Genomic DNA, 15,724 nt, shown 5'->3' with positions numbered 1-15,724 from the left:
TCCTACAGATAGTGCTAGGTGTGCCCAGCCACATCTATTATTCGTTTGTTGCTGTTTTTCGAGGCCCGGCTTAATCAAAAACTCCCGTTAAATTATTGCAACATTACACTCACACATTAAAAACAATAATTATTCAACAAAAAAAACCGAGAAGCTAACTTCTTCATAACTTTCTGACAGGAAGTTTTTTTAATCTGAAAGGCTAGTGCCTTAATAATTAAAAAATAAATTTTATCTATTAATAAAATTTAATAATGCTGAATAAATCACTTTACTGCGTCATTGTTCTATAGAAATCAGCAAGGACAGTTAATATGAATTTCCGACACCATGATTTTGTTTTATCGAATAAAAAACCTAAAAGAAATACTTTATCTTTACTCGTTTCACTCGCTATTTTAACCAGCATCAGCAATGTACATGCCGCGACGAATGAATGGCTTGGTGCCATCTCTTCTGATTGGAGTGATGAAAATAACTGGAGCCTCGCCATTTTACCTGACAGTAATACTAATGTTCTGGTTAATAACGGCAATCTCTTATTAGATACAAACGGCCAAAGTTGGAGTTTGGCAATGGGGATATCTTCGGGGAGTGACGCCTCAGTTATGGTTAATAATGGGAATGAATGGACTCTAGGCATCCCAGCATCCGGTTCCGGTGCCAATGGATTCAAGCAATATATTGGAGATAAGGGAAAGGCTACGCTGACCATTGAAGACGGCGGTAAAGTCTATTATGCCGCGAACTCTCCGACTATTTTAGGGAATGGGGTCGGTTCTCAAGGTGAAGTGATTGTCAGTGGTGCAGGCTCGGTTTGGAGCAGTGTTTATGATGATGATTCTCACGCCAGTAATCAGACCAATGTGCAAATCGGTAACTACGGAACCGGTAAGCTTTCAGTACTCGACGGTGCGAGTGTCATCACCCCTAGGGGGATGTCTCTGGCTCAACAAGAGGGTTCTTCCGGCTCTGTCTCAGTCAGCGGCCCAGATTCAAGCATGCTATTGGGCAACAGTTCGCTGGGTAATACCGGTTGGGCCGGAATATTTATGATGGCTGGTGAAGCCGATGTGACGGTTGAAAATGGCGGCGAGTTAACATTATATGGCGGTGTTTATTTTGGCCGTGGGAAAAATGGCGCGGCACAAAGCCTTACTGTCCGGGGCACAGATTCAATCATCACCAGCTACGGCGATATTAATAATGTCGAAAGCGGCGTCGTTCGCATTGAAGATGGCGGCAAACTATATTCATTGCACACTCCGGGGACAGGCTTTGCCGCTCAAGGGCAGGCCGTTATCGGTAGAGGCGGAGGCAGTAATACCGGTGATGCATATGCTTATGTTACAGGCAATGGATCTTTATGGCACATGGATCAAGATGCGATCGTTGGTTACTTGGCTAGCGGCCATTTAGTCATTTCTGACGGTGCTACGGTTGAGAATGATCGAGGCCGCATAGCGTTGCAAGCTGGTTATACCGGAACGGTCACGGTCACTGATACCGGTTCAGAGTGGAATAACAGCGGTGATGTCACTGTCGGCAGCCTCGGCGACGGAGCACTTACCGTCTCTAATGCTGGCGTGGTGAATGTCGGCAATAATTTGCTCATTGCTGAAAAAGTAGGTTCCACCGGCACATTGAATTTTGGCTCCGCAGAAAATCAGGCAGCTACAGCAACCGGTCGTATCAATGCTAACCAGATTAGCTTTGGTGCAGGCGCTGGTCGGGTTGTCTTTAATCACACCGATGCGGACTACCATTTTAATCAGATATTAAATGGGACAGGTACTGTCGTTGCTCATCAAGGCATCACCCAGTTTAGCAATCACCAAACTTATGGCGGTCAGACTGAGGTCCACAGTGGTGCAATATTACAGGCAGGTGCTGATAATGCCTTTAGTGTCAATTCACTCTACGACATTCGCAGTGGTGGCGTATTAGATTTGGCCGGTCACCAGCAAACCATAGGAACGACGACCAATGCTGGGCTGATTAAATTTCATACCGGAGCCATCGCCAGTGGACAGCCTCACAACCAGTTAACCATTGATGGAGACCTCAACTCCCACGGTGGAGATATTATCTTTAACACGGTATTAGGTGATGATAATTCCGCCACCGATAAATTGGTGGTCAACGGCAGCACTTCAGGAACGACATGGGTGAGCGTGCTTAATGCAGGCGGCAGCGGTGCTGCAACACTTAATGGTATTGAGTTAGTTGAAGTTAACGGCAGCTCTGAGGGCGAATTTGTTAAATATGGCCGTATTGTTGCGGGGGCATTTGATTACTCGCTAACACGCGGCACGGATGCTCATGCCAGCAATTGGTATCTAACCAATACGTTAATCACGGATACAGATCCCGACACAGAAGTCATACGTGTTCCCCTGCCCGACCCATCAATAATGATTGAGCGCCCTGAAGCCAGCTCTTACAGCGCTAACCTCGCAGCAGCGAATACGATGTTTGCCACTCGGTTACACGACCGTTTGGGGGAAACGCAATATATTGACGCGCTGACAGGCGAGCAAAAAGTAACCAGCATGTGGTTGCGTAACGAAGGAGGCCACACCCGATTTCGTGATACTCAAGAGCAGTTGGGCACACAAGCGAATCGCTATGTAGTGCAGTTGGGGGGAGATATTGCTCAATGGAGTCTTGACGGTTTGGACCGCCTACATCTCGGGGTCATGGCTGGTTACGGTAATAGTAAGAATAAAACTGAATCGCGGATTTCCGGCTATACCGCGCGTGGATCTGTCGACGGCTATAGCTTAGGGATGTACGGCACTTGGTATGCCAATGAAGCCGATAAATCGGGTTTATATGTAGATAGTTGGGCGCAATATAGCTGGTTCAATAACACCGTTGATGGTCAGAATTTAAATACAGAAGAGTACAAATCCAAGGGCATAACAGCCTCAATTGAGAGTGGATATACCTTTAACGTCGGTGAAAACACTGCAAAAAATGCAAAATACTTCATTCAACCCAAAGCTCAAGTCACTTGGATGGGTGTGAAGGCAGATGACCATAAAGAGGCGAATGGCACCCGTGTTTCTGGCGTAGGTGATGGCAATATCCAGACGCGCTTAGGCGTGAAAGCCTTTATGAATGGTTTCCATGAAAGTGATAAAGGTAAAGACCGGGTATTCCAACCATTTATTGAGGCTAACTGGCTCCATAATACCAAGGACTTTGGGGCACAAATGGATGGCATTACGGTGAAACAAGCGGGAGCCAGCAACATCGGCGAGCTGAAAACCGGCGTGGAAGGCCAAATTAATAAGCAACTCAATGTTTGGGGTAATGTGAGTCAACAAATCGGGGGGAAAGGTTACAGTGATACTGCCGTGATGCTTGGGGTCAAATATAACTTTTAACTTCTAATATCACAAAAGCAAACCCGTTCCTGACCATAAAATCCTCAGGAGCGGGTCTGTGAGAAATACCCGACACTACGAATTGATAGCTTTCTTTGCATCCAACGCACTGTGGATGGCCGCTTCTAATTCATTCGCTTCAAATTTTGCCACGTAAGCATCGGCCCCGACCTTACGCACGTGATCTTCATTTGCACTGCCAGATAACGAAGAGTGAATAATCACCGGGATATTTTTCAGGAACTCGTCACGCTTAATATTCAATGTGAGTGTGAAACCATCCATTTCTGGCATTTCCAAATCGGTTAACACAAACGCGATTTTATCTGAAATAGGCCGCCCTTCAGCACGCGCCTCATCGGCAATCTTTCTGATTTTATTCCAGGCTTCCAGACCGGTGATATGCATTACTGCCGGAATGTCCATCATCTTCAGTGCCTGTTCCAACATTGAGCGTGCCACTTTCGAATCTTCCGCCACAATAGCCACCGCGCCCGGCTTCAGATCAAAAGCTTTGCTCTTTTCGCTGTCTATTTTAACATCACGGTTGGCTGGGATAATGTCATATAAAATCTGCTCAACATCCAAAACCAGTGCCAGCCGGTTACTGGCTTTATCATTGTCGAGACGGGCAATACTGGTGATATTGCGGCTCTTAACGCCAGCATCAGCCGCCAGAACCTGGCTCCATTCCAAACGAACAATATCGTCAACCGATTCCACCGCGAATGCCTGAGTACTACGCGCATATTCAGTCACGAGCAATATGTTGAGTCCGGTTTTGGGTTCACAACCGACAATCGCCGGGAGGTCAATCACTGGAATGATTTCTCCGCGAATGTTGGCCATCCCCATCATCGGTGAGGACATCCCCGCCGCCTTGGTTAGAGTCGGCATCGGGACGATTTCTCGCAATTTAAATACGTTAATACCGTACAACTCAGATTGTTGCTCCTCTTGGGATTCCCCTAAACGGAATAGCAACAGTTCAAATCGGTTTGATGAGGTGAGGTTAGTTCTTTCCTCAATCTCTTTTTGAAAATTATCCATACTTTCCCCAGTGCAAATAATGATTGATGTGCAGTAACAAGGCGGTATCAGCCAGTCGGAAAATAAGGAATAACATTCTGCTCAACGGCAATTAATGCTTCACCCTTTCAATTGGGAACGCAAAAGCCTACAACCCACAGCTCTTTTTCGCCCCCACGTCTTTCCATTGCCTTTTTCTCGTTCTCTCGATAGAGGAACACATCTCTTTATCGGCAGCGGGCGAAAAATGCTTAATAATTCGGCTTAATATACAGAGGAAATTGATAGAAATGGAGTTAAGTGGTTAATTTATCAACAATAGCCACTGTCTCAGACGTTAATTAGCGTAAATAATTTTATCCGCGTAGACCGCTTCAATAGCCTGTTTGTGTGCGTTTTTCTTTTTATCAGTGACAATAATATCAATGTCATTTATGTCGCTTATTTTCATTAAGCCACTTTGACCAAATTTACTGGAATCACACAAAATGACTTTCTGCCTCCCCATCGCCAACATTTTCTTGGCAATGCGCCCTTCATCCAAATTTTTCACCATCACACCAAAATCACTGTCTATCCCACCGACCCCCACAAAGGAAAAATCAGTATGAATGTCATTCATTTGTTCAATGGTTTGAATACCTAAGTTCGCTTTATAAGCGTGGTTATATTCACCACCCAAGACATGCACAATTGCCATATTATTTTTATTTTTTATTTGGTCAGCAATTAATGATGAATTGGTAAAAACAGTGAATTTTACTAATGGCAAGAATGAAGCAAAAATAAGTGTGGTGGTGCAGGAGTCAATATATAAAGTGTCGTTTTCTGTGATCAGTGACGCGGCATATTGACCAATCGCCATTTTTTCCTGACGATTTAAATCCATCCGCTGGGCAAAACTGCCCTCTTGTATATTCTGAACCTTTATTGCGCCACCATGGACTTTAGTCACCTCACCACTTTTCTCCAAATAGGAAAGATCTCTGCGGATAGTCTCAGACGTTACTCCCAGTTCCTCAGAAAGGCCAATAACAGATACTTCACCAAGGCTATCCAGCTTTTCCAAAATAAACTGTTTACGTTTGATCTGATTCATAAGAATAGCGACCCGACTGTGATACATTTATGCGTTATTCTACTGAATAATTTGCTGAAACAAAAGGCTATTCAATCACTCAGACCAGAGCTGATTGATGGCAAAAGCCACGCCGTGCTGGTTATTATCCAGACTGACTCTATCCGCACGGGATTTAACAAAATCACTGGCATTGCCCATTGCTACGCCGACGGCAGAAAATTGAAACATGCTAATATCGTTTTCCTGATCTCCCATGCTGACCACTGACTGCGCCGTGATGTTGAGGTGCCGGCATAGGTAATTTAGCGCACTACCTTTGCTGATTCCTTGCGCCATCATTTCATAATAATGGCGGCTAGTTTGACTGAGTGAAAAGTGCTGATGAAATTTTCGATCTATTTTATTGGCGACACCATTAATAAAATCAGTTGAACCGACAATAGAGACTTTAACAATATCATTTCGTTGAACAGTATTAACCACGTCAGATATCTCTATTTCCATATTAAAGAGTTCAGATTCATATTTTGTATATTCATTGATATGATTTGATGTGGAGATAATCTTATCGCGAGTAAAAAAGTGATGAGGGAATTTATTCTCTGCCAATAGAGAAGTCATCATTTTCAAATCATAGGCAGAAAGCGGTATAAAGTGAAGATCTTTGTTCTCAGCCTTGTCATATACCCATGCACCATTAAATGACACATAGTAGCGAATTAGATGCTCTAACTCAGTATTGTGAATAACTGCAGCCATGGCATGAACGGGCCGAGCTGAACATAGAACGACAATAGTATTCCAATTGATAACCTGCTTTATCGCGCTAATATTCTGTGCTGATATTTCATTTTCCTTATTGAGCAAGGTGCCATCAAGATCAAGGGCCAGTAATTTATACATAGTTTCACTCCAATAAAAAGGGAGAAAATATTCTCCCCCCTGCTTACTGACGGCAATTAGTGAGTAATAAACTGCGAGACAACGTCCTTGGCGGCATTGCAAACCACATTATCAATGGCCGTTCCCACCACCAAAATATTCACTCCAGTATCTTTAAATGCTTTGGCATTTTGCAGATTAATGCCTCCCTCCGCTAATGTTGGCACTGAAACCGCCCCTACCAGTGCCAGAAGCCGCTGTTTAATGGCCTCCGGAATATCGCCAGCAGTAACCCCCTCATAGCTCATACCCGTCATTAAACCAATCATATCAACACCCAGTGCTTCCATCTTTTTCGCCACTGCCGCAACATCAGCCGGTGTTTCAGCCGCGATACCGAAAGTGTGTAGATCACTTGGGTGGCCAATATAAGCGTCAACTGTCAGGCCATATTTATGAGCCAAATCGACCAATTCCTTTAAGTCCTCAAAACTGGATTTATGGGTATGCAAACCATCAGCACCTGATTGAGAAATCAATAAAATATCCTGTTCAGTAACCGGCGTGGGGATAGTTTCCGTAAAGCCCCCGGCAATTCCGACAGTAATAAAAATATCGTCGGCCACCACATTACGTACCCCCTGTACTGCTTCTGCCATTTGGTCGATGGTTATTTCATGGCGGATGCGTTCAGCGGCATGCATATTTGTTACGCCATTATGGCCACGCGCTAATGCCAATGCCGGATGATTAGGTTCCAATAATTTTACACCTGAATCGCATACTGCTTTCGCTAAGCGAGCATCATCGCCAGTTATTCCGGTGCTCAGAATAGTTTGACCGCCATGTAACTCAATTGCATTACGTACCTTATCCATGGCGACGGAACGTTTCTTACTCATATCAGCGTGGAACATATTGACCTCTACTTGATTTATATAAAGCTGCTTTTTTAATTGTTAACTCTTAGCCGAGATCCCTGATGCTGAGGATTCGGGCACTGCCTTTTTAATGGCAACAAATTTATTAGCTAATAGCGTGATAATGCAGGTCAGTACCAAGGTTACTGCCATCACCACTGCCATATAAAAAGCGTTATTTGATAAGAATGGTGAGGCAAACGCAGGAACATAAGCCACACCTTTAATATTGAGTAATCCCAGCAGCATGCCGCCAATACCGGCTGAGAATATTGCTCCTGCAAAGACGACTTTATTCGAGAACATAAACGGATAAGCTGATTCGACGAAAGTCCCAAAGCCAAGGTTAATTAACAGACCCGGAGCCGCCACCGCCGCTTCACTTTTTTCTCGTGGGGCAATAACGTTCGCTAGATTAATTCCTGCCGCCACCATGACTAAACCAACCATATCCACCGCACCAAGGAAACTGACTCCGGATTTTTCCATTTCCAGTAATACCAGTGGCAATATAACGGCATGATACACACCGCCCAAAATAGCTGGCCAAATCACCAAGCCGGCCAGTAATCCCGCTAAGATTGGGCTGAAAGCCAGTGTGGCTTCAATAGCCAATTTGATATAATCGCCAGCGGCTAATGCTAGTGGACTGAGCAGGTAATACATCACCAAACCGGAGAACAAACCGGATAACCCACCCGCGACGATATTGATGGTGGTCATTGGGAATTGCCATTTCAAGCACAACCCGAATAAGTAACGCACCATAATACCGGCACCTATACCACCTAAAATCCCACCAATTAATCCCCCTTCAACCGACAGCACACCTGCAACTACACCAGCCACAATCGATACTTCATCCAGCTCGGAGACTTGTTTTGCCGCAATCACCGCGACAATGACTGGCAGCCCTTTCAACAACAATTCAAAAATTGCATTCAGCGATTGCAGCCCAGGGATATGGCTCAATGCCAGTACAATTGCCATGGCAATAAAACCAGGTAAAGCCGGGATCATAATGCTGCGGATATTGATTCTTTTTAACAGGCTCTTGTTGCTACCCGGTACGCTGACATCACCGCTGCCTAGCACCGGGGTATATTTTATCTGCCAGTATTTGCACAATGAGGCCGTAAAGGAGATAGCACGAGTGCGGCTATTGGTGCCTGTAGTGCCTGATGTAGCAATGACATTCGCCCCTTTCGAGGTGATAATCGCCATCGAAGTACCGCCCGTACCGACTATGGGTATTTTCTTTTCTATTGCTGCCAGAATGGCTTCTTTATTGCTGCGCTCAGGATCTGCACTCATGATAATGATGCCATCAATATCACCAGCACGAATTTGTGCCGCAATTGCCGCATCCGACGATTTAACGGCGTCATTCACCTCAGACAGTTGCCCCTGAAAACTGATACGGGGCTGGTCCTGATCTTCTGCTGTTATGGAATAAACGGCGGCGGCAGTGGTGGGTTTTGCCACATCCATCGATTCTTCAGCAGCAATAAATTGCACGGCGCTGACAGCTAAACCGGCAGAATGGAGTTGGGTATAGATCTCTTGTAAAAGTCGCTCAGGGTATGCACCACCAAGATTGAACAGATTTCCCCCGCTGCTTCCGAGTATTGCTACATTTTTCATGTCGGGCCTCAAAAGATAAGAAATGTTAGAAAGTGTTATTATGTTTTTAACTGCAATTCACAATCACAGAAATAGCCAGACAAAGCAACATTAAACAACATATCGATATTGATTAGCCCCATTAACATGACAGCAATTAATTCCAATAATTAAATTTTAAATTCATAAAGTTAAACTAATATTCTTTAAAATTAAGATAGTATGAAATTTAAAACCATCAAGGTCCATTTTGTTGTTTTATTTTGTTTTGTTGTTTTCGTGATAAGGTTCAAACTATCGATGGGGATATTTCAGGCAGGAACGAAAATACAAAGAGAATGATGGGCAGAATGATTATTTTAGGCAACGGGCCTAGCAGCACATACTACCAAGCCCTATTGCACTATCACGCCGCGGGTCGATAACGCCATAACCAGCGGCCAGTGGACATGCGCCGGTAAAACAACACGCCACGGACTATCCAGTCGAGGAACATCCCCATCCATACGCCCGTGACACCGAATCCCAGGGTGATCCCCAGAATATAGCCAGCAACAATGCGACAACCCCACATGGCAGCTACCGCCACCCACATCGTGTAACTGGCATCTTTTGCCCCTTTCAAGCCCGACGGCAACACCCAGGCCGCCGCCCAGATGGGCATAAACAGCGCATTAATCCAGATAAGATGCTTCACAACCTCGATAACACTCGGTTCATTGGTATACAGCGATGCCAGAAAACCGGCGCTGGGAATAGACAGTAAGGCGATAAAACAAACCCCCAGTGTGGATAGCCAAAAGATATGTTTAAGCTGGCGAATCGGCTGCAAAATTTGCCCTTTCCCCAGACGGGTTCCGATAATAATCGTCGAGGTGTAACCCAGCGCATTGCCGGGTAAGTTAATCAATCCGACGATGGAAAAGGCAATAAAGTTACCTGCAATCACTTCCGTTCCCATTCCGGCAACAAAACGCTGAGTAATCAATTTACCTATGCTAAACATCACCGACTCAACACTGGCAGGGATGCCAATACTCAGAACCTCAAACATAATGGCCGAGGTAAAGGGCATAAAATAAGCCTTAAAAGGAATTCGCAGGGTATTACTGGCCCCAAAAATCAGCACCAGTACCACCACCAATGCACCAATATAGCGAGAAAGCGTAATGCCAATTCCTGCACCAACAAACCCCAATCCCGGCCAGCTAAACAGGCCATAAATCAGCACACTGCTGATAACAATATTGAGAATATTCATGGCGATATTAATAAACATCGGCAATCGTGTATTACCAGCGCCGCGCAATGCTCCACACCCCACCAGCGCTATCGCCATGGCGGGATAATTCCAGACTGTCAATTGCAGATAGGTCAATGCCATCGCCTTAACAGCAGGATCCGCCTGGCTGGCCATCAAATTAATGATGGTTTCCCCAGTAAAATGCACCAGCAATACCAATAACAGCGAGATGAGTACTAAGAGAGAAATAGACTCACGGGCGGCAGTTTGCGCTTGTTTGCGTTTACGTTGCCCTAAACTGAATGAGACCACTACCGATGTTCCGAGTGCGACGGCACCAAAAAATGCAGCAATCAACATATTGAAGCTGTCAGCTAGCCCCACCGCAGCCATGGCTTCTTTACCTAGCCAACTGACCAACAGGGTGCTGAACACCCCCATCAGCATGACACACAACCCTTCAATAAATAGCGGAATAGCCAGTGGTGTTATTTCACGCCAAAACAGCACTCGATAGGATTTTCGCTTTTTGTACCACGCGCTTTCGCGAAAGATTTTCAACTTAACAGTCCCTGAAACCATGTCTATTTGCATACATCCGCGCTTTCCACCACTATGGTGAAATATCCCTATGCGCCGATTTACAAAGGCGATTTCCCACTTTAAATTTTAACGGTTTATGCGTGATAAAAAGTTGATACAAACACCATAACAGAACGGTTAATTAATTTAAATGAAACGCGATTTTACCAAAGCGCCAATGAAATAGTTATGCAATGAAATACACATAAATATGCAAAATACCTTTGACCAAACTCGGGTTTTGCGATATCAATGTAGGCATTGAAACCTTTGCCAGACAGACCTAATTCATACAGGATTTAATTGATGACAACTATTCTCAAACACCTTCCTATTAATCAACGTGTTGGTATTGCTTTTTCCGGTGGTTTAGACACCAGTGCGGCACTGTTGTGGATGCAGAAAAAGGGGGCGATTCCTTATGCCTACACTGCCAATTTGGGTCAGCCTGATGAAGAAGATTACGATGCCATTCCGCGTAAAGCGATGGAGTATGGTGCTGAGAAAGCGCGTCTGATTGACTGCCGTAAGCAATTGGTTGCCGAAGGTATCGCTGCGATTCAATGTGGTGCTTTCCATAACACTACCGCCGGTGTGACTTATTTCAACACTACACCGCTGGGCCGTGCTGTAACAGGTACTATGCTGGTGGCTGCCATGAAAGAAGATGGCGTAAATATCTGGGGTGACGGAAGCACATATAAAGGTAACGATATTGAGCGTTTTTATCGTTACGGTTTGCTGACTAACGCTGAGCTAAAAATTTATAAACCTTGGCTAGATACCGACTTTATCGATGAGCTTGGTGGCCGCCATGAAATGTCTGAATTTATGATTCAGTCCGGTTTCGATTACAAAATGTCGACCGAGAAAGCGTATTCCACTGACTCCAATATGCTCGGGGCAACACACGAAGCCAAAGATCTGGAGTTCCTAAACTCTAGCGTCAAAATCGTTAACCCAATTATGGGCGTGAAATTCTGGGACGAAAATGTCGTTGTCAAAGCTGAACAAGTTTCTGTCCGTTTTGAACGTGGTTATCCGGTTGCGCTGAATGGCGTGGTCATTGAAGACAGCGTTGAATTGATGATGGAAGCCAACCGTATTGGCGGGCGTCACGGTCTGGGCATGAGCGACCAAATTGAAAACCGTATCATTGAAGCCAAGAGCCGTGGCATCTATGAAGCACCGGGGATGGCGTTGCTGCACATCGCTTACGAGCGCCTACTGACCGGTATTCATAACGAAGATACTATTGAGCAATACCATGCCAATGGTCGAGTGCTGGGCCGCCTGCTGTATCAAGGCCGTTGGTTTGATCCACAAGCGCTGATGCTGCGTGATTCAGCCCAGCGTTGGGTTGCCAGCGAAATTACCGGCGAAGTGACGTTGGAATTGCGTCGTGGCAATGATTATTCCATCTTAAATACCGTGTCTGACAATCTGACATATAAACCAGAACGTCTGACCATGGAGAAAGGGGATTCTGTGTTCTCACCAGATGACCGTATCGGCCAGTTGACCATGCGTAACCTGGATATCACCGATACCCGTGAGAAGCTGTTCAACTATGTTGAAACCGGGTTGTTATCTTCTTCTGCGACCACCGGTTTGCCGCAGGTAGATAATAATAATCTGAGTGCTCGTGGCTTGCAGGATAAACGTAAGTAATTATCGTTTTACCCGTTCAGGGGAGAAGTCCCCTGAACATTCTATCAACCCGCCAGATGATCCCGCCGCTTTAAATCCCTCAACGTAGTACAAGCTCGTGATTTCTCACTAATGACCAGCATCACACTTTCACTCCACAGATCTGTGATAGGCATCATGCACAATTTATCGGTTTTGCTATGTAGTTCGCACTTTACTCGAATAGCACTGTTTCTATCCCAGCCTCTATCCACCCCCCCATTTATTTCGTCAGGGAAATGCTTATGCTCATTTCAAGCTTAAGGCGTAGAAGCATCACACGACAAACTCATCGCCAAATGCCGAATTCTTTGTGGATCGAGCAACAGTTTGAACGTGTAAGGATGGTGCTCCCCAATGGTGAGAAACCACGTCTCCAGTTCGGTGACAAAGTGATGCAGTTTTTGTAATGCGAGTTGGAGTTGCTGCCGCTGCTGGGGATGATCACCATACTTATGGATCCACAGGCGGAGCGCAAAGGCATCCGTGATATGGCTAAAAGCTCGGGTATACCAGAAGGCTCGTTCCCAAGTATCAATAAGGGTCTGTTTGAACGTGTCAGTGAGCGCCATTGCGGGCAATTTCTTGTTCACTTGCGTACGTAGATACTCGGCCAAAAAACGGGATTTTTGCTTTTCCAGTGCGATAAGTTGCATCTGTTGCTCACCAACCACTTCATCGTCAGGGGGCATCAATGGCTGGAAAGATTGTGACCAGTTGGCACTGCGCGTATCCATATGCAGTAGCTGCAGCGCTTGTTCAAAGTCAAAAGGTGGCTGGCTATGACGTTGCAATAGACGGCCGAGCAAACTGGACGTTTTGCATATCCAGTCATAGCTGGAGGTGTAAATGGCAAAGAGATCGTCTATCTCTTGCTGTGGCAGTGGCTGTAGAGAATATGCTGCCAACCACTCAATAAAGATAGCGCGAGGTGAAATGGTGGGAGTACGAATCAGGCGCGCAAGAGCGAACAGATTTAGCTCATTGACGGCCCCCAGCAATGGGTTATTCGGCAGCCATTCCCAGTTGATACGGGCGGTTATCGCCTCAAGTTCGTCACCGAGGGTTTGGGTAGCCCAGTGCAAACGCTTTTGCAATTCGTCCAATAAGCAACATGGGAGCAACGCCCAGCCATACTCGATGCCCCAAAGGTCGAACTCTACCCATTTGCGATAGCCACTTAGGTTAGTCAAGTTTGGGTTATTCGCAAAACCGGGTCGATAGTCCAGTTCTGTGGCCTTCATTGAGGCTCGTACATCATAAGACAAAGCATCTAACGCCATCTTTAATTGCTGGCGGGGCCACTCTTTGTCCTGATAGTCACGCAAAACTAACTGGCGGCCCTGAAGGCGTAGGCTCTGATAGAGATGCTGAAGTGCTGTTTCCCATTCGGTTCGATGGACAGTTGGTGTCGAGAGGGACAGCCGTAACCCGCGAACCGTAGGCAGATGGCTCAATATTTCCGGCAATGTTTCGCTAAAAAAGAGATTAAGAAATGCCGCCTCATTATGAGAGTCATTGGACAAAAAATATTCGGGAAATTTACGACGCAGCTCGTGGTTATCGGGTGTCGCCTCCCCTTGCAGCCACAATTGAAGATGATTTTCTTCGCAATAGTGCCCCACTTTTTGCAGATATTGCAGGGCGTTATTTCGGGCCAACAACATGTGCTCGACCGTGGCACGTGGGCACCGAGGTGAAGGCTTGGCCAAGAGCGCCAGCAGTGATTGCTGATGCACGATTAAACCATTGCAGGGGAGTTTTTTGATATGACGCATCAGGTCGAGAAACACCTCCCATTGCCACATGGCAGGCGTGTTTATCTCAATAAACAGCAGCGGGACTGGGCTACCCATGATGGTTCTCCTACAAGCTGTATGGGCACGTCATACAAGTGAACGGATAGTAGAACGGGGGTTGTGGTGAGTCAATCGCAGTCCTGTGAATGAGCGAAAGGAAAAAGGAAATGAGTATGAAAACCTATGCACTGGTTGGCGCCGGTGGGCGTTCGGGAATGTATTTGGAGGCAATTGCCACAACTTACCGACCAACGGCGCGTCTGGTTGCGCTGTGTGACACGAATCAGACGCGCATGGATTATGCCAATCACAATCTCGAGAAATGGGGCCATCCCGCAGTAACAACATGGAAAGCCACAGATTTCGAGCAGATGATTGCTCAACATCGGCCCGATGTCGTCATTGTCACCAGTGTGGATCGCACACACGATCACTACATCATTCGTGCCATGGAGTTGGGGTGCGACGTCATCACAGAAAAACCAATGACAATTGATGCCGATCGTTGTCTGGCCATTGTTGACACTGTAGAGAAAACGGGGCGCGATCTGCGCGTCACGTTTAATTATCGATATGCACCGCACCACAGCAAATTGCGTGAGTTAATTCTCAACGGCACGGTTGGCGAGGTCTTTTCAGTACACTTTGAGTGGCTACTAAATACTCAACACGGAGCCGACTATTTTCGTCGCTGGCATCGAGATAAACGCAACAGTGGCGGGTTGCTGGTGCATAAATCTACTCACCATTTCGATTTGGTCAACTTCTGGCTCGACTCCGTACCCGAGTTTGTCTTTGCTCAAGGTGACCTGCGTTTTTATGGCAAGGAAAATGCCGAAAACCGTGGAGTGACCGAGTTTTACCCGCGCTGCCACCGCAATCCACATGCACTCAACGACCCCTTTGCTTTGCATATGGAAGAGCGAGACATGCTCAAGAGTCTGTATCTGGATGCCGAGCACGAAGATGGCTACTTACGTGATCAAAGCGTATTTAGCGATGGCATCAGCATAGAAGACACATTGGCAGTAATGGTGAAGTACCGCAATAAGACCCTGCTGACCTACTCCCTGAATGCCTATCAACCGTGGGAAGGACTAAACATCGCTTTCAATGGCAGTAAAGGGCGGCTGGAAATGAAGCTGGTGGAGAACTCTTACGTCAATGGTGGCGGTGAACGTAAGGAAGAAGGCAGCTTAATGGACTGTGATATCACTTGGTATCCAATGTTCGGTGCGCCAGAACACATCGCGGTGGAGTACGGACAAGGTGGGCATGGCGGTGGTGATGCCCTGATATTAGCAGAACTCTTTGGCAACCCCGGCCCGGATCCCCTCAAGCGACGAGCGGATAGTCATGCGGGGGCGATGTCCATTCTAACGGGCATTTGCGGCAATTTATCCATGCAGCGCAATCAACCTATTTTTATCGATCAATTACCCGTTGGCAGAAAACTTCTGTCGCGGCACAACAGGGAGCAATAA

Annotated in this window: 10 protein-coding genes; 3 read left to right on the top strand and 7 right to left on the bottom strand. The window is 46.1% G+C overall.

Annotated elements, in window-relative coordinates:
- Positions 1 to 314 precede the first annotated feature (314 nt).
- Positions 315 to 3,392, top strand: coding sequence for an autotransporter outer membrane beta-barrel domain-containing protein (locus HUZ92_RS18925; RefSeq protein WP_145579709.1), 3,078 nt, complete (start codon positions 315 to 317; stop codon positions 3,390 to 3,392).
- A gap of 75 nt (positions 3,393 to 3,467) precedes the next feature.
- Here the strand turns inward: HUZ92_RS18925 and HUZ92_RS18920 are convergent, their stop codons facing one another.
- From HUZ92_RS18920 to HUZ92_RS18895, 6 genes are all read right to left on the bottom strand, one after another.
- Entirely contained in the window at positions 3,468 to 4,442 is a 975-nt protein-coding gene (locus HUZ92_RS18920; protein ID WP_050098447.1) for a chemotaxis protein, read from the bottom strand.
- Positions 4,443 to 4,758: 316 nt separating this feature from the next.
- Positions 4,759 to 5,520 (bottom strand): DeoR/GlpR family DNA-binding transcription regulator, encoded by a 762-nt coding sequence (locus tag HUZ92_RS18915; RefSeq protein ID WP_050098448.1) that lies wholly within the window; start codon positions 5,518 to 5,520, stop codon positions 4,759 to 4,761.
- Positions 5,521 to 5,595: 75 nt separating this feature from the next.
- Positions 5,596 to 6,405, bottom strand: a complete 810-nt coding sequence (locus HUZ92_RS18910) for a Cof-type HAD-IIB family hydrolase (RefSeq protein ID WP_050295487.1) — start codon at positions 6,403 to 6,405, stop codon at positions 5,596 to 5,598.
- A 56-nt stretch (positions 6,406 to 6,461) separates the two neighbouring features.
- Positions 6,462 to 7,301, bottom strand: a complete 840-nt coding sequence (locus HUZ92_RS18905; protein WP_050140749.1) for a histidine biosynthesis protein — start codon at positions 7,299 to 7,301, stop codon at positions 6,462 to 6,464.
- 42 nt (positions 7,302 to 7,343) lie between these two features.
- Positions 7,344 to 8,948 (bottom strand): PTS sugar transporter, encoded by a 1,605-nt coding sequence (locus HUZ92_RS18900; protein ID WP_050098451.1) that lies wholly within the window; start codon positions 8,946 to 8,948, stop codon positions 7,344 to 7,346.
- A 385-nt stretch (positions 8,949 to 9,333) separates the two neighbouring features.
- Complete coding sequence (locus HUZ92_RS18895) at positions 9,334 to 10,731, bottom strand: EmmdR/YeeO family multidrug/toxin efflux MATE transporter (RefSeq protein WP_072086575.1); 1,398 nt, start codon at positions 10,729 to 10,731, stop codon at positions 9,334 to 9,336.
- Between the two features lie 327 nt (positions 10,732 to 11,058).
- On the opposite strand from HUZ92_RS18895, the gene argG reads away from it, so the two are divergent.
- Entirely contained in the window at positions 11,059 to 12,423 is a 1,365-nt protein-coding gene (gene argG / locus HUZ92_RS18890; RefSeq protein ID WP_050098453.1) for an argininosuccinate synthase, read from the top strand.
- A gap of 278 nt (positions 12,424 to 12,701) precedes the next feature.
- Here the strand turns inward: argG and HUZ92_RS18885 are convergent, their stop codons facing one another.
- Positions 12,702 to 14,297, bottom strand: coding sequence for a hypothetical protein (locus tag HUZ92_RS18885; RefSeq protein ID WP_145579708.1), 1,596 nt, complete (start codon positions 14,295 to 14,297; stop codon positions 12,702 to 12,704).
- Between the two features lie 116 nt (positions 14,298 to 14,413).
- On the opposite strand from HUZ92_RS18885, the gene HUZ92_RS18880 reads away from it, so the two are divergent.
- Complete coding sequence (locus HUZ92_RS18880; RefSeq protein ID WP_050098455.1) at positions 14,414 to 15,724, top strand: Gfo/Idh/MocA family protein; 1,311 nt, start codon at positions 14,414 to 14,416, stop codon at positions 15,722 to 15,724.

Origin of the sequence: Yersinia vastinensis, assembly GCF_902726565.1 — a bacterium.
Taxonomy (GTDB): Bacteria; Pseudomonadota; Gammaproteobacteria; order Enterobacterales; family Enterobacteriaceae; genus Yersinia; species Yersinia vastinensis.
Note: the sequence above shows the minus strand (reverse complement) of the source record. Positions and strands in the feature narration are given on the sequence as shown.

Coding starts and splice junctions, on each gene's coding strand:
- HUZ92_RS18925 (WP_145579709.1), top strand. CDS start 315: ATGAATTTCCGACACCATGATTTTGTTTTATCGAATAAAAAACCTAAA.
- HUZ92_RS18920 (WP_050098447.1), bottom strand. CDS start 4,442: ATGGATAATTTTCAAAAAGAGATTGAGGAAAGAACTAACCTCACCTCA.
- HUZ92_RS18915 (WP_050098448.1), bottom strand. CDS start 5,520: ATGAATCAGATCAAACGTAAACAGTTTATTTTGGAAAAGCTGGATAGC.
- HUZ92_RS18910 (WP_050295487.1), bottom strand. CDS start 6,405: ATGTATAAATTACTGGCCCTTGATCTTGATGGCACCTTGCTCAATAAG.
- HUZ92_RS18905 (WP_050140749.1), bottom strand. CDS start 7,301: ATGTTCCACGCTGATATGAGTAAGAAACGTTCCGTCGCCATGGATAAG.
- HUZ92_RS18900 (WP_050098451.1), bottom strand. CDS start 8,948: ATGAAAAATGTAGCAATACTCGGAAGCAGCGGGGGAAATCTGTTCAAT.
- argG (WP_050098453.1), top strand. CDS start 11,059: ATGACAACTATTCTCAAACACCTTCCTATTAATCAACGTGTTGGTATT.
- HUZ92_RS18885 (WP_145579708.1), bottom strand. CDS start 14,297: ATGGGTAGCCCAGTCCCGCTGCTGTTTATTGAGATAAACACGCCTGCC.
- HUZ92_RS18880 (WP_050098455.1), top strand. CDS start 14,414: ATGAAAACCTATGCACTGGTTGGCGCCGGTGGGCGTTCGGGAATGTAT.